At 53.2% G+C, this 19,043-nt stretch carries 21 protein-coding genes; 10 read left to right on the top strand and 11 right to left on the bottom strand.

Annotation, left to right across the window (positions count from 1 at the left end; all coding sequences use genetic code 11):
- Positions 1 to 489: 489 nt before the first annotated feature.
- The 3 genes from KHS78_RS09500 to trpC are packed head-to-tail and all read left to right on the top strand — an operon-like array spanning position 490 to position 2,942.
- Positions 490 to 1,074 (top strand): anthranilate synthase component II, encoded by a 585-nt coding sequence (locus KHS78_RS09500; RefSeq protein WP_211827704.1) that lies wholly within the window; start codon positions 490 to 492, stop codon positions 1,072 to 1,074.
- A 16-nt stretch (positions 1,075 to 1,090) separates the two neighbouring features.
- Positions 1,091 to 2,128: an anthranilate phosphoribosyltransferase gene (gene trpD / locus KHS78_RS09495; RefSeq protein WP_211827702.1), complete on the top strand. Its 1,038-nt coding sequence runs from the start codon at positions 1,091 to 1,093 to the stop codon at positions 2,126 to 2,128.
- 1 nt (position 2,129) lies between these two features.
- Positions 2,130 to 2,942 (top strand): indole-3-glycerol phosphate synthase TrpC, encoded by an 813-nt coding sequence (gene trpC / locus KHS78_RS09490; protein ID WP_211827700.1) that lies wholly within the window; start codon positions 2,130 to 2,132, stop codon positions 2,940 to 2,942.
- Between the two features lie 63 nt (positions 2,943 to 3,005).
- Here the strand turns inward: trpC and cutA are convergent, their stop codons facing one another.
- Positions 3,006 to 3,329, bottom strand: coding sequence for a divalent-cation tolerance protein CutA (gene cutA, locus KHS78_RS09485; RefSeq protein ID WP_211827698.1), 324 nt, complete (start codon positions 3,327 to 3,329; stop codon positions 3,006 to 3,008).
- A gap of 197 nt (positions 3,330 to 3,526) precedes the next feature.
- Here cutA and KHS78_RS09480 point away from each other — a divergent pair, with 197 nt between their 5' ends.
- Positions 3,527 to 5,056, top strand: a complete 1,530-nt coding sequence (locus KHS78_RS09480) for a SulP family inorganic anion transporter (RefSeq protein ID WP_211827696.1) — start codon at positions 3,527 to 3,529, stop codon at positions 5,054 to 5,056.
- 52 nt (positions 5,057 to 5,108) lie between these two features.
- Here the strand turns inward: KHS78_RS09480 and crp are convergent, their stop codons facing one another.
- Positions 5,109 to 5,750, bottom strand: a complete 642-nt coding sequence (gene crp, locus KHS78_RS09475; RefSeq protein WP_211827694.1) for a cAMP-activated global transcriptional regulator CRP — start codon at positions 5,748 to 5,750, stop codon at positions 5,109 to 5,111.
- Positions 5,751 to 6,085: 335 nt separating this feature from the next.
- Here crp and KHS78_RS09470 point away from each other — a divergent pair, with 335 nt between their 5' ends.
- Positions 6,086 to 6,505: an OsmC family protein gene (locus KHS78_RS09470; protein WP_211827686.1), complete on the top strand. Its 420-nt coding sequence runs from the start codon at positions 6,086 to 6,088 to the stop codon at positions 6,503 to 6,505.
- Positions 6,506 to 6,524: 19 nt separating this feature from the next.
- On the opposite strand, the gene KHS78_RS09465 is transcribed toward KHS78_RS09470, so the two are convergent.
- The 6 genes from KHS78_RS09465 to KHS78_RS09440 all read right to left on the bottom strand — a co-directional run bounded on the left by KHS78_RS09465 (position 6,525) and on the right by KHS78_RS09440 (position 11,028).
- Positions 6,525 to 6,872, bottom strand: coding sequence for a histidine triad nucleotide-binding protein (locus KHS78_RS09465; protein WP_211827685.1), 348 nt, complete (start codon positions 6,870 to 6,872; stop codon positions 6,525 to 6,527).
- 28 nt (positions 6,873 to 6,900) lie between these two features.
- Entirely contained in the window at positions 6,901 to 7,086 is a 186-nt protein-coding gene (locus KHS78_RS09460) for a hypothetical protein (protein ID WP_211827683.1), read from the bottom strand.
- A 32-nt stretch (positions 7,087 to 7,118) separates the two neighbouring features.
- Entirely contained in the window at positions 7,119 to 7,901 is a 783-nt protein-coding gene (locus tag KHS78_RS09455) for an SDR family NAD(P)-dependent oxidoreductase (RefSeq protein WP_211827681.1), read from the bottom strand.
- A gap of 61 nt (positions 7,902 to 7,962) precedes the next feature.
- A complete protein-coding gene (locus tag KHS78_RS09450) occupies positions 7,963 to 8,769 on the bottom strand; it encodes a DUF805 domain-containing protein (RefSeq protein WP_211827679.1) in 807 nt (268 codons plus the stop codon).
- A 54-nt stretch (positions 8,770 to 8,823) separates the two neighbouring features.
- Positions 8,824 to 9,249: a protoporphyrinogen oxidase HemJ gene (hemJ, locus tag KHS78_RS09445; RefSeq protein ID WP_211827677.1), complete on the bottom strand. Its 426-nt coding sequence runs from the start codon at positions 9,247 to 9,249 to the stop codon at positions 8,824 to 8,826.
- A gap of 27 nt (positions 9,250 to 9,276) precedes the next feature.
- Entirely contained in the window at positions 9,277 to 11,028 is a 1,752-nt protein-coding gene (locus KHS78_RS09440) for a chloride channel protein (protein WP_211827675.1), read from the bottom strand.
- A 253-nt stretch (positions 11,029 to 11,281) separates the two neighbouring features.
- Here KHS78_RS09440 and argC point away from each other — a divergent pair, with 253 nt between their 5' ends.
- From argC to erpA, 4 genes are all read left to right on the top strand, one after another.
- Positions 11,282 to 12,313 carry an N-acetyl-gamma-glutamyl-phosphate reductase gene (argC, locus tag KHS78_RS09435; RefSeq protein WP_211827673.1) on the top strand — a complete coding sequence of 344 codons (1,032 nt, stop codon included), beginning with the start codon at positions 11,282 to 11,284 and terminating at the stop codon, positions 12,311 to 12,313.
- A gap of 46 nt (positions 12,314 to 12,359) precedes the next feature.
- Complete coding sequence (locus tag KHS78_RS09430; protein WP_211827671.1) at positions 12,360 to 13,112, top strand: DUF6776 family protein; 753 nt, start codon at positions 12,360 to 12,362, stop codon at positions 13,110 to 13,112.
- A gap of 37 nt (positions 13,113 to 13,149) precedes the next feature.
- On the top strand, positions 13,150 to 13,614 hold the full coding sequence (locus KHS78_RS09425) for a bactofilin family protein (RefSeq protein ID WP_211827669.1): 465 nt from the start codon (positions 13,150 to 13,152) through the stop codon (positions 13,612 to 13,614).
- A 95-nt stretch (positions 13,615 to 13,709) separates the two neighbouring features.
- A complete protein-coding gene (gene erpA, locus KHS78_RS09420; protein ID WP_211827667.1) occupies positions 13,710 to 14,063 on the top strand; it encodes an iron-sulfur cluster insertion protein ErpA in 354 nt (117 codons plus the stop codon).
- Between the two features lie 75 nt (positions 14,064 to 14,138).
- On the opposite strand, the gene KHS78_RS09415 is transcribed toward erpA, so the two are convergent.
- Positions 14,139 to 15,266 carry an anhydro-N-acetylmuramic acid kinase gene (locus tag KHS78_RS09415; protein WP_246506297.1) on the bottom strand — a complete coding sequence of 376 codons (1,128 nt, stop codon included), beginning with the start codon at positions 15,264 to 15,266 and terminating at the stop codon, positions 14,139 to 14,141.
- On the bottom strand, positions 15,263 to 16,636 hold the full coding sequence (locus KHS78_RS09410) for an OapA family protein (RefSeq protein ID WP_211827665.1): 1,374 nt from the start codon (positions 16,634 to 16,636) through the stop codon (positions 15,263 to 15,265). Before KHS78_RS09410 ends, KHS78_RS09415 begins: the two co-directional genes overlap by 4 nt.
- Positions 16,637 to 16,930: 294 nt before the next feature.
- On the opposite strand from KHS78_RS09410, the gene tyrS reads away from it, so the two are divergent.
- Complete coding sequence (gene tyrS, locus KHS78_RS09405) at positions 16,931 to 18,238, top strand: tyrosine--tRNA ligase (protein WP_211827663.1); 1,308 nt, start codon at positions 16,931 to 16,933, stop codon at positions 18,236 to 18,238.
- A gap of 50 nt (positions 18,239 to 18,288) precedes the next feature.
- On the opposite strand, the gene bcp is transcribed toward tyrS, so the two are convergent.
- A complete protein-coding gene (gene bcp / locus KHS78_RS09400; RefSeq protein ID WP_211827655.1) occupies positions 18,289 to 18,759 on the bottom strand; it encodes a thioredoxin-dependent thiol peroxidase in 471 nt (156 codons plus the stop codon).
- Between the last annotated feature and the right edge of the window lie 284 nt (positions 18,760 to 19,043).

The following is a 19,043-nucleotide window of genomic DNA, read 5'->3' as shown; positions in this document are numbered from 1 at the left end:
TTGGCCCTTTGGCGAAGAGTGAGAAAATATGAATTCTTAATGCAGCAGTTTCTAAATTTAATATTCTGCACATGGTTGTAATAAATTTGCTATCTATTGGGTCAGAATTAATAACAATAACTAGGTGGAGGCAGGTAAATGATTGTTTACGTTGTTGTCATACAATTAAGGGGATAAACCCTCATGTTTAGAGTATTTTCTGGGCACTGACGGATCTGTTTGTTCATAGTGGCTGCTGTTTCGATAGATGCACTGGTAGTAAGGGGTTCTCAGTCTGTATTGGCAGTATATCAGTCTGTTTTTTCGCTAGTTCAGTGATTTTTTATATTGGAAGGCTTCTGGGCTACCAGTGACTCCTACCCTCTGTTGGATAGGAGAAAATACGGGTAAATGTGTTAGGATTCAGGCCAGTTCCCAGTCTCTGTGCTGCAATGGTGCGGGTAGATGGGTTCTGCGGTATGGCTGTGAATGTTTAAACGGAAGGCCTTTATGCTCGTAATGATCGATAACTACGATTCTTTCACCTATAACGTTGTCCAGTACTTGGGAGAACTGGGCGCAGACGTAAAGGTGTTTCGCAATGATGAAATTACCGTCAGCGAGCTGGAAAAACTGTGGCCAGACCATATCGTGATATCCCCCGGACCCTGTACACCCAATGAAGCCGGTATCTCCATGGAGACCATCCGCCATTTTGCCGGACGTATCCCGCTGTTGGGTATCTGCCTTGGCCACCAGAGCATGGGGCAGGTATTCGGTGGTGATGTGGTGCGTGCGAAACAGGTGATGCATGGCAAGGTATCCCCGGTGCGTCATGAGGGGAAAGGTGTCTTTACCGGGTTGGACGATCCGCTGACCGTCACCCGTTACCATTCGCTGGTGGTGAGTGCTGAGACGCTGCCGGACTGCCTGGAAATCACTGCCTGGACCGAAAATGAAGACGGCAGCATGGATGAAATCATGGGGCTCAGGCATCGTGAACTGGCCATTGAAGGGGTGCAGTTCCATCCCGAATCCATCATGACCGAACAGGGCCATGCATTGCTGGCCAACTTCCTCAAACAACAAATCTGAGCCAGGAGTGGGTGTAATGGATATCAAGCAGGCAATCAGCAAGGTGGTTCAGCATCTCGATCTTGATCAGGATGAAATGGTGTCGGTCATGAAGCAGATCATGACCGGCGAAGCCACCCAGGCTCAGATCGGCGCATTCCTGATGGGATTGCGCATGAAAAGCGAAAGTATTGATGAAATTACCGGCGCGACCCTGGTGATGCGGGAACTGGCCAGTAAAGTCGCGGTGAAGGGCGAGCACCTGGTTGATATCGTCGGTACCGGCGGTGATGGCGCGAATTTATTTAATGTGTCCACCGCATCGGCCTTTGTGGCTGCAGCCGCCGGGGCGCAGGTCGCCAAGCATGGTAATCGTGGTGTTTCCAGCAGTACCGGCAGTGCGGATCTGCTGCAGGCGGCTGGTGTGAATATTGAGCTGACCTCTGAGCAGGTGGCGCGCTGTGTCGAAGAGGTCGGCATTGGTTTTATGTTTGCGCCCATGCATCATGCGGCGATGAAATATGCGGTTGGTCCTCGTAAGGAACTGGGTATTCGCACGTTCATGAATATCCTCGGGCCCATGACCAATCCTGCCGGGGTACCCAACCAGGTGATTGGTGTCTTTTCCCGCGAGCTTTGCCGACCCATGGCGGAAGTGCTAAACCGTCTGGGCAGTAATCATGTTCTGGTGGTGCATTCCCGTGATGGGCTGGATGAAATCAGTATCGCCAGTGAAACCTATGTGGCGGAGTTGAAAGACGGCCAGGTCACGGAATACGCCATCAATCCCGAGGAATTGGGTATCAAGAGTGAAAGCCTGATCGGTTTGGGTGTTGAAGATTCCGCCGGTTCACTGGCGTTGATTCGTGATGCTCTGGGTAAGCGTGAAGGGGAATCTGCAGATAAAGCGGCCAATATGATTGCGCTGAATGCCGGGGCGGCGATCTATGCCGCAAATGTCACGGCAACCCTCAAGCAGGGTGTGGAGATGGCGCAGGATGCCATCCTGACCGGGTTGGCGCTTGAGAAGTTGCAGGAACTGGCCAGTTTCAGTCAGGTATACCGGGAGGCCTGAGATGACAGAGACAACCCCGACTATTCTCCGCAAGATTATTGCCCGCAAGCACGAAGAGATTGCGGAGCGCCGACAGGTTCGCCCGGTCGAGGCCCTGAAGGACGCCGCGCAGGCGGCCAGTCCTGTGCGTGGCTTTGTTCAGGCCATGCAGCAACGGGTTGATGCCGGGCAGGCGGCGGTGATTGCCGAGATCAAGAAAGCCTCCCCGAGTAAGGGCGTGATTCGGGCGGATTTTCATCCGGCGGAGATCGCCGTCAGCTATGAGCAGGCCGGCGCCGCCTGTCTTTCCGTGCTGACGGATGTGGACTTTTTCCAGGGCAGCGATGCGTATTTGCAGGAAGCCAGAGCCGCCTGTTCCTTGCCGGTGATTCGTAAGGATTTCATTGTGGATCCATACCAGGTCTATGAGGCGCGGGTGATTGGGGCGGACTGCATCCTGCTGATAGCGGCGTCTCTGGATGATGAGACAATGCACGGGCTTAATGATCTGGCCCAGTCGCTGGGCATGGATGTGCTGGTGGAGGTCCATAATGCCGAGGAATTGCAGCGGTCGTTGACGCTGGATAACCGCCTGCTTGGGATTAATAACCGCAATCTGCATACGTTTGAGGTGTCACTGGACACCACCTATGAACTGCTGGCACAGATTCCGGAAGACCGGCTGGTGGTGACGGAGAGCGGTATCCATACTGCTGATGATGTCTCAGCCATGATAGCGCGCAAGGTTTATGGGTTCCTGGTGGGGGAGGCGTTCATGCGTCAGCCGGATCCTGGTCAGATGTTGAGGGAACTGTTCTCATCCTGTCTCGACTAGATGGACATTTTCTGAACACATAAAAAAGCCTGGCGGAGAGCATATCCGCCAGGCTTTTTTATGTTATTTCGTTTCTTTTTTGACCCAATCCAGATAATCGGTCAATCCAGCGGTAATCGGCAGCTGGATGATCTGGGGGACTTCATAGCTGTGTTCCGCCACGAAGTAGGCTTCCAGATTAGAATATTTCGCGCAGGTAGTTTTGATCCGCATCAAGATCTCATTTTCAGTCTGAACTTTGCCTTCCCACTGGTAATGGCTTTGTATCTGGCTAGTCTGGACACAGGCGCCCAACCCTTTCTCAATGATTGCCCTTGCGTGGGTATCAGCCTCCAGCTGGGTTGGACAGGTGGTCATTACCACACAATACTCTGTTTTTTTGCTCATTGGATGTATGCAGCCCGTCAGTAGTTGAGAGAAAAGAACCAGCAACCACAGGCGTGTGAAGGTAGCCAACCTCGTTACCTCGCCATGCGTGTCCAGATATCTATCAGTCTAACGGTTTTTGAGAAAAGGGCAGGTTCTGGTATGATTCGCCGCCTTTTACATGCCTGCCTTCGAATCTTGAACAATAACGAGTGCCTATGACTTTTACTAAGCTCGAGCGATTTTCCCGGTACAAGAACGATATATTGTCAGGTCTGACGGTGTCACTCGCGCTGGTTCCTGAGGCTGTTGCCTTTGCCTTTGTGGCGGGTGTTGGTCCGCTCACCGGACTTTATGCCGCCTTTATAGTGGGACTGATTACCTCCGCCATCGGTGGACGTCCCGGAATGATTTCCGGTGCGACCGGTGCGCTGGCGGTGGTGATGGTGTCGCTAGTGGCAACCCATGGGGAGCAATACCTGTTTGCAACGGTGGTGCTCATGGGGATTCTGCAGATGCTGGCGGGCGTGTTCAAGCTGGGGAAATTTATCCGGCTGGTACCCCATCCGGTGATGCTCGGTTTTGTGAACGGCCTGGCGATTGTGATCTTCCTTGCCCAGCTGGAACAGTTCAAGATCGTTGGGGCGGATGGCGTCAAGGCCTGGCTCAGTGGTGAGCCGCTTTACCTGATGCTGGGGCTGGTGGCTCTGACCATGGCTATTATTGTACTTCTGCCGCGTCTGACCAAAGCTGTACCGTCATCCCTGGCCGCGATTGTGGGTGTATCCCTGCTGGTGATTGGTTTTAACCTGGATACCCGAACCGTTGGTGATGTGGCCTCCATTGCTGGCGGCTTGCCGAGTTTCTCACTGCCTTCGGTGCCCATGACCTGGGAAACACTGGAAATTATTTTCCCTTATGCAGTGATTCTGGCGGCCATTGGCCTGATTGAGTCACTGTTAACGGTCAGCGTGATTGATGAGCTGACTGATACCACCGGGCAGAATAACCGAGAATGTGTCGCACAGGGCGTTGCGAATACTGTGACCGGTTTCTTCGGCGGCATGGGTGGCTGTGCCATGATCGGCCAGAGCATGATTAATGTGAATTCCGGTGGCAGAGGGCGCTTGTCTGGTCTTGTCGCAGCGTTGATGCTGCTGGTGTTCATCCTGTTTGCCTCATCCCTGATTGAGCAGATTCCCCTGGCAGCCCTGACTGGCGTGATGTTCATGGTGGTGATCGGCACCTTTGAATGGAGTAGCCTGCGCATTCTCAACAAGATTCCGGTCAGTGATGCCTTTGTTCTGATTCTGGTATCTGCCGTAACGGTATGGACTGACCTGGCGATGGCTGTCATTGTCGGTGTGATTGTTTCTGCGTTGGTCTTTGCCTGGGAGCATGCCAAACACATCAGTGTGGATATGCGTATGAATGAGGCAGGCAGCAAAGTCTATGAATTGCATGGTCCGCTGTTCTTTGGCTCTGTCAGCCATTTCATGGCGCTGTTTGATGCCAAGGGCGACCCTGAAGATGTCATTGTCGATTTCCGTTATTCACGGGTTTGCGATCATTCGGGGCTGGAAGCTATTGATACACTGGCTGAGCGTTATACCAAGGCAGGTAAGAAGATTCATCTTCGCCATTTGACGGAGGAGTGCCGCTCTCTGCTGAGCCGTGCGCAGGATCTGGTGGAAGTGAATGTGATGGAAGATCCGCATTACCATGTCGCCAGCGATAAGTTGGGTTAATGCGAAAAAGCCGGCAATGTGCCGGCTTTTTTTATGGCGGTTTGATCACTGCTTAGCGAGTACCAAAGACCACCATGGTTTTGCCTTTCACGGAGACCAGTTCCTGGTCTTCCAGGTTTTTCAGTACCCGTCCCACCATTTCCCGGGAGCAGCCGACGATACGGCCGATTTCCTGACGGGTGATACGGATCTGCATGCCGTCAGGGTGTGTCATCGCATCAGGTTGCTGGCAGAGATCTAGCAGGGTTCGGGCGACACGTCCGGTCACATCCAGGAAGGCGAGGTCACTGACTTTGCGGGTGGTTTGCTTGAGCCGTGCGGCAATCTGGGTGCTGATATCAAACAGGATGCCGGGCATTTCCTTGCTTAACTCACGTACCCGAGTGTAACTGATTTCGGCGATTTCACAGACCGTTCGCGCCTTGACCCAGGCGCTGCGGACACTGGTTTCATTATTCAGAAATAAACCCAGTTCGCCAAAGAAATCGCCGGCGTTCAGGTAGGTAATGATAATTTCTCGACCTTCGTCGTCTTCCACAAAGACGGTGACGGATCCTTCAACAATGTAGTAAAGCGTGTCGGCCGGGTCGCCGGCGCAGATGATGTTGTTCTTAGCTTTGTAGCGGTGACGGTGGCAGTGCGTTAGAAAACGCTCCTTTTCCGTCAACTGTCGGGACTGTGCAAGTACTACCATAGGTTTCCGGCACCCGTTGATGGTCGGCGAAACGGCCAGCTGCGACAGCGTGCGACATTCAATGCCACTTCCCTGCGGCCGACGGGCCGATGTTGTTATCAGTATCAGGGCACCGTGATTTCAAGTACCATCTGCGACATCCATGCCAGTGCCTCCACTCTACGGGTTCACAACCGCCAGGTCTGCGAGGCAGGTCACAAACTATTTACGTGATCCGCAGGTGGTCAGGATACTGGAGTAAAAAGAGCAACGTGCGGGTGTGCACCCCTCTTGATGATGCAGACCATATAAGCTGCATCACACCCGCCGGACAGTGAGTACAGGTAATAACGCGAATGAAAGCACAAGTAAAGTGGGTAGACGGTTTTCGGTTTGTCGGTGAAACCCAGAGTGGACATTCTGTCGTGATGGATGCGTCGGAGCAGCACGGAGGAAATAACCTCGGCCCCAGCCCGATGGAGATGATTCTGCAAGGGGTGGGTGGCTGTTCATCCATTGATGTGGTCAGCACACTCCAGAAGTCCCGTCAGGATGTGATCAGCTGCCATGTGGAGATCGACGCAGAACGTGCGGATGCTGTGCCTGCCATTTTTACCAAAATTCACCTGCACTTTGTCGTCAAGGGGCGTGACCTGAAGGAAACCCATGTCAGCCGTGCGGTAGCGCTGTCGGCTGACAAATATTGCTCAGCGTCCATTATGCTGGGTAAGGCGGGTGTGGAAATCACGCACAGTTTTGACGTACAGGAAATCTGATCACCGTCTTGCCTGTTGCTCAGCCGGGCGGCCATTTCATCTGGCGGCCGCCCAGCAGATGCAGGTGGATATGGAAGACACTCTGCCCTGCGCCCCGGTTACAGTTCATGACCACCCGGTAACCACTTTCGTCGATACCTGCCTCTTTCGCCAGCCGGCTCGCGGTTAGCATCAGTTTCCCCAGTACCTGTGTATCGCTGTCGTTGGCATCGTTCAGGGTGCTGATGTGTTTTCGCGGAATGATCAGGCAATGGGTCGGTGCAGCCGGGAAAATATCCCGGAACGCAATCACATCGCCGTCTTCATAGACTTTTTCCGCCGGAGTGTCCCCGGCAATGATTCGGCAGAACAGACAGTCTGTACTCATGGAGGACTCCAGTTAATTGTGAGCGCCGTTATTCCTCCGGCATCAGCAGTTCGTGACCAACCACCTTGTCTATCAGGTTGTAGGGGAGTTTGTATTTTCGCCCTTCGTATTTCACGATCACGTGCGCATGACACATGCGCACAATGGTGCAGTTGGTGATCTGCTTGCCGTCACTGACCCGGACAATATTGTAGTTATGCAATGAGAGCGACATCGGGTATTCACCGTCGTTTAACGCGCATGTAATCAAATACTGTGTTGGTTAAGCCAGCCGCTAACGGCTGTTTGCATATTTCTGGGTGATACCCTGCCGCTTTGGGCAATCATTTTGTTGATAAATCCGGGAATGACAACGCGCTTGCCATTGCGTAACCCCTCAATGCCTGCAGCAGCAACCGCTTCTGCGGTCATGGTGGCGGGGTTGGCAAAGATTTTTTCCTGGGGAATGCCGGCATTTTCAAAGAACGGGGTTTTGACTGGGCCGGGGCAGAGCGCTGTAACGGTAATACCATGGGCTTTCAATTCATGTCCGAGCCCTTCGGACAGGCTGAGGACATAGGCTTTTGAGGCGTAATAGTTGCTCATCCAGGGGCCGGCCTGGAATCCGGCAATGGAGGCGACGTTGAGAATCCAGCCCTGTTTGCGTTCTGCCATATCCCGGGCAAACAGTTTGCACAGTTCGGCCAGGGTAACGATGTTGAGCTGAATCAAACGATATTCGTCGTCAAAGTCGGTACTGATCCAGTCGCCGCGGGTGCCGACGCCGGCGTTATTGATCAGAATATCAATAATCAGTCCTTGGGATTTGCACCATTCGTGCAGGGATAGTGCGGCGCCATTCACAGCAAGATCCATCGGGCAGGGCGTGACGGTGACACCAAACTGCTCGGAGAGTGTCTTGGCCAGTGTCTGGAGGCGTTCGCCATTGCGGGCGACTAGTACCAGATCGTGTTTCTGTTTGGCCAGATAATGGCACATGGCTTCACCGATACCGGTGGATGCACCTGTAATAAGTACTCGTCCTTTCATGATTCTGCTCCCTCAGGATTATGTTGTTTTCCCAGCGAGCAGAGACTGATCGCCGTGTTTTTTATTGTGGTGGTGGGGCTAACAGACCAAATGCCTGTTGCAGCCATGTTTGTACGTCGCTGAAGTTTGCCATAAGGGTTAGCACGGACGCTATGACAAATAAGAGTGGTAACACAATCGCCAGCAGGTTAACCACCATGGAGGGTGGCTCTGTGGTGTTGCCGTATGGGGTAGCTCCCCGGTTACCGGGGCGCAGAGCGATGTAGCAGAGAAAGGGAATGTTCGTCAGTGGTGTCAGACTGATCAGGCTCAACCAGCCAGTGTGGCCAAGATCGTGGAGTCGGCGTATTTGCAGTGGAATACTGGCCAGTATCGCAAGCAGGCAGGCTGATATTGTCGTTATGATGGCTGCGCCCTTCGGGATGACGGGTGTTGCTCCCGTTGTCAGGACCCATGCCGTCGACGACAGAACAGCGGCCAGTAAAACACAGAGCGAGGTATAGGTTATAAAGTGAGCGCGCCCAAGGCGGCCTTTCGATGAAAAAGCGTCAATGGTCGTGGGAGCGTCTGGCTGTTCTGTTTCCCAGGGGGGGATTTCCTGAAGGGTATCCAGAACCGTGGCAGTGTATACCGGTTTCTGAATCAAAATACGGCAGACGGCACCCGCTCGAGTAATCGCTTCCTCATACTGCCTGGCTTCCTGTTGTCTCAGGTTTTTCCGGACAATGATGGGCTGTCCGGAAAACAGCCGTTCTATTTGTGGCGGCTCGGCTTGGAACAGGTCCGTAAAATTTTGTTTGACCTGTTCCGTGTGTTGATCGGAATGTGTCTGTCCTTCAAAGACGACTTTGTACAGTGTGGTATCCATACGGTGCAATCCTTGCCCTGATTATGGTTGTTTTTATGGTTATTGACCCGGGTGTCAGAATGGTCGCACAACAACCAATATCACTATACCAAGCAACAGTAGCACCGGAAACTCATTAAAAAAGCGGTAGAACGTATGGCTACGGGTGTTGGCATCGTTGGCAAAGACTTTCAATAGCCGGCCGCAGGCATGGTGGTAGCCCAGCAGCAGGACGATCAGTGCCAGCTTGGCATGGAACCAGCCCTGCTTGAGCAGGAGCGGCTGCATGTGCAGCAGCCAGAGGCCGAAGATCAGGGTCAGGATCATGGAGGGCGTGGTAATGCCGCGGTAGAGCTTTCGTTCCATTACCTTGAAACGCTCAATGCTGATGCTGTCACTGCTCATCGCGTGGTAGACATAGAGGCGCGGCAGATAAAACAGGCCCGCAAACCAGCAGACCATGCTGATGATGTGAAACGCTTTAATCCACAAATAAAGCATTGGAAGATCAATCCCGTGTTATTGGTGTCAGTGGGGTACCTGGTACCAGGCTTCAATATCGGCACGGGTAATGATACCAATTATTGCGTCACCGTTTTTCCTGTCGTGATTGATGATGTACAGGGCATCCAGACTGTTCTGGTCCATCCTCATCAGGGCTTCGTGCAGTGTCGATTTGATATCGATGGCGGCTACCTCCAGACGTTTGGCGGGAATCCCCAGAAGGTCGGCGGTTTCAACCAGGGTGTAATGCGCGTCAAATGTCAGCTGTTCAAGTTGTCGAGCCAGTTCCACGGCAGGCATCAGGCTTTGCGGTTTGCCATTATTGTTGATCAACAGCCAGCGAGGTTTGGTTTTTAGCGCACTCTGTATTTGCTCGAAGGGGCAGTGCCGTTCCAGTTGCTGGAGGCTGCGGCTCATCACGCTGGCAACACCGGCACGGCGTAAAGCCTGCGCGACGGGGTCGTGGCGAAAATCCAGGCCATCAGCGGAGAGCATTTGGGTGAAAATCGATTGTTGGCGGAACAGTTGGCTGCTGATGAGCCAGGCGATAATGATTGCGATCAATGAAGGCAGTAGAATGCCGGGGTTTCGGGTCAATTCCAGCACCGTGATCAGTGCCGTTAGCGGCGCCTGTAATACGGCGCCGAGCATGGCGCTCATGCCGACCATGGCGGGAAACCCACTGGCTGTTGCACTGAGGCCCAGCAGGTTGGTCAGGCTGCCTACCGTACTGCCAGCGGCAGCGCCAATAAACAGGGAGGGGCCAATCAATCCTCCGGGTACCCCCAGGCCGATACTGGCGGCACTGGTCACCAGTTTGCCAATGGTGAGCAGGCAGAGAAAAGTGAAGCCGAGATTGTTGAACATAATGTCTGACAGGGTGCCGTAGCCAATCCCCATCACCTGCGGTAGCCAGATGGCGGTTACGCCGGTCAGTAATGCTGCACCGGTCAGGCGCAGCCATAACGGGTAGGTATTGGTGCGGGCAAACAGGACGATCAAGCGGCAGAAGCACACGGCCAGTAGACCCATGGTAATCCCGGTAATAATGATCAGGGGTAACTCATTGACGGTGGTGACCGTGATGGATGGCACGTGGAAAGCGGGTTCTGTGCCATAGAGGCTGCGTGTGATGACCGCTGCGATCACGGAGGCCAGCATGACAGGTATGAAGCCGGCGACCGTGTACTCCATGACCACCACCTCCATGGCAAACACGATACCGGCAATGGGGGTATTGAACAGGGAGGAAATGGCTGCCGCACTGCCGCAGGCTACCAGTACCCGCAGGCTGTTATTGGGCAGATGCAGCCACTGGCCAAGCAGGCTTCCGCTGGCCGCGCCCAAGTGTACGGCAGGTCCTTCCCGTCCGATGGAGTGGCCAGACGCGATGGCCGCAATGCCCGTGAAGAATTGCAAAAGAAATGGCTTCAGTGGCAGTCTACCCTGATGCAGGTTCAATCGTTCAATCACATGGGCAATACCCAGCCGATGCTTGGGTTCATGCAGCAGACGAAAGAGACCAATAATGACGGCTACCCCGATCAGGGGTAACAGCAGGCGCAGAGGCCATTCCAGGGCGGCGTAGTTGTCATATTCGGAAGCCGGTAGGTAAAGGCTGGTAAAAAAATCGATCAGTTCCCGAAAGCCTGTAGTGACAACCGCGGTGAAAAAGCCCGTTATCAATCCGAGCAGAACCAGCTGGGGAATGGCGTCCGTATCAGCGAGCTGACGGCGAAAGCGGTAGAAGGAGGGGCGGCGGGGCGTCAATCTCATCAGTGCTGTCCGCCGGAGTGTTGTGTCGCTGAAGTCATGAAACTCCCTGTCATCCAAGAGCGATCATCGCTTTTCGCCTACCATTATGCAGATGCTGGCGCAAATCACCATGACGCAGGGCAGCCGGATAGCGATATCATCCATGGCCTGAATGTGAAAGGGACAACAGATTGCGACCGTTAATGTCTGTAGATTTTGACTAAAGCCATTTATTATAGCCGGCTGTTTTCGCGGGGGCGTCGAGGAGAGATTAGTGATCAAGGTCGGGATTGTTGGTGGAACAGGTTATACCGGGGTCGAATTGCTGCGTTTGCTGGTGCAGCATCCGGCGGTTGAGCTGCGGGTCATTACATCACGTTCCGAAGCCGGTCGACGACTTGATCATCTCTTCCCGAGTCTGCGAGGCCATACGGATCTTTGTTTTAGCGAGCCCGATGTCGATGCATTGTCTGATTGTGATGTGGTGTTTTATGCCACACCCAATGGCGTCGCCATGACCCAGGTGCCGGAACTGCTGGCAAGAGGGGTTCGGGTCATTGACCTGGCGGCTGACTTCCGGCTGAAAGATGCCGATGAATGGTCGGAATGGTATGGGATGGCGCATGCCTGCCCGGCACTGCTTGACGATGCGGTGTATGGTTTGCCTGAAGTGAACCGCACCCAGATTGCTTCAGCTCGGCTGGTGGCCAACCCGGGTTGTTACCCAACTGCGGTACAGCTCGGTTTTCTGCCGTTGCTGGAAGCGGGCGTGATTAATGCCGGGACAATGATCGCGGATTGTAAATCGGGTGTCAGTGGTGCAGGGCGACAGGCCAATGTCGGCACGCTGCTCTGTGAGGCCAGTGAGAGTTTCAAGGCCTACGGTGTGAATGGCCATCGGCATCTGCCTGAAATCAAGCAGGGCCTTAAGGTTGTCGGTAAAGGCCATTGCGAACTGACGTTTGTGCCTCACCTGACACCGATGATCCGTGGTATTCATGCCACACTGTATGCGCAACTGGCAGACGACAGTGTCGATCTGCAGGTGCTCTTTGAAACCCGGTATGCCCGGGAGCCTTTTGTGGATGTCATGCCGTCGGGCTGGACACCGGAGACCCGGAGCGTGCGCGGTTCCAACATGTGTCGCATGGCGGTTTGTCGTCCAAGGGACGGTAACACCGTGGTTGTGCTGTCTGTCATTGATAACCTGGTAAAAGGTGCGGCCGGTCAGGCTGTCCAGAATATGAATATCATGTTTGGGCAGGAAGAGTCGGCAGGTCTGACGCAGGTGGCCCTGGCCCCCTGAAACGATGTGTTATTTTGATTCAAACGTGTGACGGGAGACCTATCGCTTGAAGCGTGCGGGAGAAACTGAACCGACTTATCGTGTTGTGCATAACGATCCTGCCCGGCGTCGTCGGCACTGGCTGGTCATTGCGGTGATTATGCTGGGCGTCGGAATGAGCGGTTATTACCTGGGTGGTTCGTGGGCCTGGCATGAGATCCAGGTGATGCGCGAAGAGCTGACCCAGAATCAGACTCTGATTCAGGAGCAAGGCCAGCAGGTTACACAGTTGAAGCAGCAGGTCGCCATTGCTGAGCGTGCCGGTCAGATCAATCGTGATGCGGCGGAACTGGTGCGCAAGGATGTTCGGCGCTTAAAGGATGATAATGCGAGATTGAATCAGGATCTGGCCTTTTATCGGAGTATTATTGCGCCGGAGGAAGAGGAAGGGGCGGTATCGGTGCAGAAGTTTGAGTTGTTGCCGACAGATCAACCTCGCCATTTCCAGTGGAAGTTGGTGGTGATGCAGTCGGCCAAGCAGCACCAGTTCCTCAAGGGGGAGTTGCAGGCGACCGTTGTCGGCAAACAGGATGGTAATCCTGTCAGCTTTGCCTTGCATGAGTTATCACCGCAGCTGGATGGTAAGAATATCCGGCTGGGCTTCCGCTATTTTCAGAGTATTCCCGGGGATGGTACCCGGGGTGAGATTGCGTTGCCGGAAGGGTTTACGCCAGAGTATCTGCAAGTGACCGGACGTATTACCAGCCCGAAGAAACGGGACATCGACCGCAAGTTTAACTGGATTATCGAAGAGGCGTAGTAGTATGTGGGGAAAATCCAAATCCGCGGAAAAACCCGTGAATACGACCAAGGCTGTAGCGCGAAACAGTGATGCCACCACGTTGATTTCGCATGGTACTGAAATCCATGGCGATGTACGCTTCCATGGCAGTATGCATGTGGAAGGCCGGATTGTTGGCGATGTGGTGTCGGATGATGGCGTGTTGCGGCTGGCCGAAGCGGGCAGCATTGAAGGCGATATCCATGCGCCCAATGTGGTCGTTAATGGCAAGGTCAAGGGCAATGTGTACGCCACGGAGCGTCTGGAGCTGGCGGCCAAAGCCGAGATCAGTGGTAATGTCCATTATGCCCTGATCGAAATGGTCATGGGCGCCCAGGTTAACGGCAGTCTGGAGCATATGCCCAAACTGGCAGAAACCAAGGTCTCTGAAATTCCCTTGAAGAATAAAGACACGAAAAAAACGGCCGACAAGGGACGTATCGAAAAGCAGGTTATGCAGGTTGAGGTTGAAGGAAACTGAGATTTGTCAGTCCCTTTAACCGGATAATGTTGACTGTAATGCTAGGTTAATTGAATAATTGTTGAAGTTGATGATGCAGTACATCGGGAGCACGAATGTCCGCCGCTGAGACCTTTATACCTGAGCCAATTACCTTCACCGAAAATGCCGCCACTAAAGTGCGCGACCTGGTGGAGGATGAGGGCAATGATCGCCTGATGCTCAGGGTGTTTGTTACCGGTGGCGGCTGCTCCGGTTTTCAGTATGGGTTTACCTTTGATGAAGAGCTGAATGACGACGATACTGTCGTTGAAAAACTTGGCGTCAGAATGGTGGTGGACCCGATGAGTTTCCAGTACCTGGTTGGTGCGGAAGTCGATTATGTGGAAGGACTGGAAGGTTCACGCTTTATCGTGAATAACCCCAATGCCGCCACAACCTGCGGTTGCGGGTCTTCGTTCACGATTTGATGTTTGTCGCCAGCTGATGGGTTCAGCTGGCTGATTCCTGCCTCGTACTATCCAATCACTACTCATCGAAAATCATCAGGCCGGATAGATTCCGCCGAGGATACGTCTGCCTTTGGCATTGGTGACGCTGGGAAGGTTGCCGGGCAGACCGTGGATAGTCTGTCGGGCAAGCCAGGCAAAAGCGACGGCTTCAACCCATTCTGCGGCGAGTCCGAGTGAGCGTGTGCTGCTGACGGTAATGTCCGGTAGATGAAAAGCAATGCGTTCGAGCAGTGCACTGTTGTATGCGCCCCCCCCACAGACAAACAATTCCTGACAGTCAGCGGCATAGCGTTGGATATCGGCAGCAATACTTTTTGCCGTCAATTCCATCAGGGTTGCCTGAATGTCAGCGGGAGCCAGAGCGCTATGTTTGCTCAGGAGGCTATTCAGCCATTCTGCATTGAAATGTTCTCGTCCAGTGCTTTTCGGCGGCTGTCTGCTGAAATAGGCATCGGATAAGCAGTCATGCAGCAGGGCATGATCGACAGTCCCACTGGTTGCCCAATTGCCATTGAGATCGTAGCGGGTTCCCTGGTGTTTCTGGTTCCAGTAATCCATGAGCGCATTGCCAGGGCCTGTATCAAAACCACTGACAGGAATGTGCTGCGCCGTAGGCAGAATGCTGATGTTGGCAATACCGCCAATGTTTAGAATAACGCGCCTTTTCTCCGCATGCTGAAAAACGGCTTCATGGAATGCCGGAACCAGTGGTGCGCCTTGTCCACCGGCGGCCATATCCCGGCGGCGGAAATCCGCGACAGTGAGAATGCCGGTCTGCTCGGCAATATGACTGGGGCTGCCAATCTGGAGCGTATTCCCGAATTCCGGCAGGTGTCGGATGGTCTGTCCGTGGCTGCCGATGGCCTGTATGTCTGAAGCGGGTACGGAAGCTTCTTTCAGCAGCATATTGACTGCCTGGGCGCTGATCTGGGCAATCTGAATGTCGGCTTTTGCCATGCGTGTGATTTCATCCGGCCCTTCCTGGCAAAGCGCCAGAAGACTTTTGCGCAATGTTTCGGACAGGGGAATGGAAATCTGATGTTTCTGCAGTGGGAATGATGATGCCAAATCAACCAACACGGCATCCATGGCGTCCATGCTGGTGCCTGACATCAGGCCAATATAGAGCTCGGAATCGGGCTCAGTGGGTTGCATTGTCATTTGTCGTTGCTTTTGGCTGCTAACAGCGTACCGCTTTGGCGGGTTTCCAATTCAGCCAGCATCACGCGGGTGATCCGACCGAAATGTGCCATCTCTGATTTGGGCAGCGGCTTGGCATCCGGTAGTTTGACCTTGAGCGGATTGCGGTGGACACCGTTTACACGGAATTCATAGTGCAGGTGAGGGCCGGTTGCATAGCCCGTCATACCGACGTAACCGATCACCTGCCCCTGCTTCACCCGTATCCCTTTACGCATGCCTTTCCGAACATTGCGCATATGGGCGTAGACCGTGGTGATGCTGTTCGGGTGATTGATATATACCACATTGCCGTAACCACGCTGCTTACCGGCAAAGTGGATTACGCCGTCGCCGGAAGCCTTGATGGGGGTGCCGGAAGGGGCTGCATAGTCAACCGCACGGTGTGGCCGGTTGGTTTTGAAAATCGGATGCTTACGGTTCGGGTTATAGCCGGAGCTGATCCGGGTGAAGTCAACCGGCGTGCGAATAAAGGATTTACGCAGGCTTTCACCTTCGGGGGAGTAATAATCTGTTTTACCTTTGTTGTCGGTATAGCGGATGGCCCGATAGGTTTCCCCGCGATTCTGGAATTCTGCTGCAAGAATGTCACCGTAGCCGATTGACTTGCCATCCAGGAACTTTTCTTCGTAGATCAGGCTGAAGCTGTCATTGCTGCGAATATCCAGAACAAAATCGATATCCCAGCCAAAAATATTGGCCAGTTCCATGGTGAGTTTGTCTGGTAGTCCAGCCCGGTTGGCGGAAAGGAACAGGGAGTCTGTGATGACACCGGCGACATGGTTCTGACGAATCTCAGGCTTTCGAATGACTTCTTCCGCAGTGAAGCTGTCCTCGTTGCGGGAGAAGTGCAGGCTTTCCAGTCGGGTGCGGATATAACGCAGCTGCTGAAGTTCGCCATCAATGAGGCCAAACTCAAGCGTTTGCCCCGGTCGGATGGAAGCCAGTGACTTGCCTTCCTTGCTGCTGCTAACCAGTTTATGCAGAGTATTGGCGCTTAATCCCTGTTTGGAAAAAATCACTGACAGGGTGTCGCCTGACTTGATTGTGACGCTTTTCCAGTGAATGGGAGGCGCGGCGGGTGTCTCTGCTTTCTGGGTTTGACTGGAACCGGCAGCGGTGGGCTGCGTCAGATTATTGTCGATAATCTCGGCTAAATTCGCAGATGTCTCGATATCCAGAGGGATTTCTGTGCGCTTGGCAGAAACTGGCTCAGAGGGAATAATGATTAACAACAAGGAAACCACAGCCATTAAACCGACCGCCAAGGCAAGATGACGTTTCGGGAAGGCTTTCAGTGATTGTTGTGTAGCGCGGCGGTTGTTGGTCATACTCCTGGAGCCAAAATAACTTATGTTTGCTGGATATTAATAAAAATAGATTATAAACGCATATTTTTTACGGTAATAGTCAGTAAACGTCGGCTTTACATGATCATGAACTGCGTTACACCGCGATTACCCGTCAGAGTGTTCATTTATTTACTTCAGCATAGGGGAAAGCGGTTGTCTTTTTAATGTTTTGCGGTATGTTTTGCCGTTTAAAATTTTCTGCTACAGCGCATGGCGCGCGATTGCATGGCTGAGTTTCTATCCGGTACGCCGGACAATTACAGGTAGTGAGTGATGTCAGACGATCAAAACGCATTGTTGCAGGATCTGCAGGCCCGTGGGCTGATCAACCAGGTGACCGCAGTTGAAGAATTGGCGGAGCATCTGGGCAGCGGCTCCCGTACACTCTATTGCGGTTTCGATCCGACAGCTGATAGCCTGCATCTGGGACATCTGGTGCCGCTGCTGGTGCTGCGCCGCTTCCAGGAAGCCGGGCATAAGCCGATCGCGCTGGTGGGCGGTGCGACCGGGCTGATTGGTGATCCCAGTTTTAAGGCTGCGGAACGGCAGCTTAATACGGGCGATGTTGTCGCCGACTGGGCCGACAAAATTCGTGGGCAGGTCAGCCAGTTTATTGATTTTGACTGTGGCGAGAATGCCGCGGTTGTCGCCAATAACCTGGACTGGACCGGTGACATGAATGTGCTCGCATTCCTGCGTGATGTGGGTAAGCACTTCTCTGTCAACAATATGATCAACAAGGAATCAGTGAAACAGCGCATTGAGCGTGAAGGTTCAGGTATCTCCTTTACCGAGTTTTCCTACATGCTGTTGCAGTCTCTGGACTTTGCTGAGCTGAATCGGATTCATGGTTGTACCCTGCAGATTGGTGGCAGTGACCAGTGGGGTAATATTGTTGGTGGTATCGATTTAGCGCGCCGTATGAACAAGGCGCAGGCTTATGGTCTTACCGTACCGCTGGTGACCAAGGCGGACGGGACTAAATTTGGTAAAACCGAATCCGGCGCGATCTGGCTGGATCCCCGCAAGACGTCCCAGTATGCGTTCTACCAGTTCTGGATGAATACCGCTGATGCCGATGTTTACAAATTCCTGCGTTACTTTACTTTCATGAGCATGGAAGAAATCTGTGGTATTGAAGAGGAAGATGCTCAGATCCAGGGGCGTAAAACGGGGCAGGCTATTTTGGCCCGTGAAGTGACTCGTCTGGTGCATGGTGATGAAGGTCTTCGTTCCGCTGAACGTATTACGGAAGCGTTGTTCTCGGGTGAGCTTTCCGGGTTGTCCGAGCAGGATCTGGAACAGTTGCGTCTGGATGGTCTGCCTTCATCAACCGTTACGCTGGCAGAGTTGGACGGTGTGCCTATGACGCAGCTGTTTGCGGATCATGGCGTTGCACCCTCTGGTAAGCAGGTAAAAGATGCGCTGGGTCGCAATGCGGTGACCTTTAATGGCGTTGCCAAATCAATGGATGACAATATGAAGTTGCCTGAATGCTTTGCCCGAGAGAATGCCCTGTATGGGCGGTTCTTCCTCGTCAAGCTGGGCAAGAAAAAGCATCACCTGTTTGAAGTGCAATAAAGTCGCTACTGTTGCTCATAAAAAAGGCCGGATCATTCCGGCCTTTTTCTTTATTGGCTTTCCAGATAACTGATCACTGTCTCGTGGTGATCCTTGGTTTTGAATTTATCAAAGACCTTTTCAACGACACTGCCTTCATTAATAAGGAAGCTGATACGGTGAATGCCGTCATATTCCTTACCCATGAACTTCTTGAGTCCCCAAACGCCAAACTGATCAGCGACAGCATGGTTCTCGTCAGAGAGTAAGGTGAAGTTCAGATCGTGCTTGGCAATAAACTGACCCAGTCGCGCGACAGGGTCAGGGCTGATACCAAGAACGACAACGCCATGCTGGTCGAGTGCATCTTTGCTGTCGCGCAGTCCACAGGCCTGGGTAGTGCATCCAGGTGTCATCGCTTTGGGATAAAAATACACCAGCACTTTATTCTTACCGGAAAAATCGCTGAGCGATACGGTGTTGCCGTCTTGATCCGCTAAGGAGAACGTGGGGGCTTGAGCGCCTGCCTCCAGATAGTTCATGGTGTTACTGCTCCATTGTCATGGTGTTTTTAAAAGATATGGGGTGGGGATTATACCTAAATATTGCCAGGGCACTTGATGTCTTCAGGTATCTCGATAGAATGCGCCTCCTGTTGCGGTCAGCTTCTTAGCGACCCGGTCGTCAAACGCAGGATTGTCCACAGGATGAAACGAGCGATTGACACAAGGCCGAAACGCTGTAGAATGCGCCGCCTGTCAACGAGCTTCGCTCTCCGGTTCACCGGACGAAACAAGCGCTTGACACTGAAGTCCGCCACTGTAGA

Source organism: Kistimonas asteriae, from assembly GCF_018263925.1.
Taxonomy (GTDB): domain Bacteria; phylum Pseudomonadota; class Gammaproteobacteria; order Pseudomonadales; family Endozoicomonadaceae; genus Kistimonas; species Kistimonas asteriae.
The sequence above is the reverse complement of the archived record's forward strand: the minus strand, read 5'-3'. Positions and strand labels throughout refer to the sequence as shown.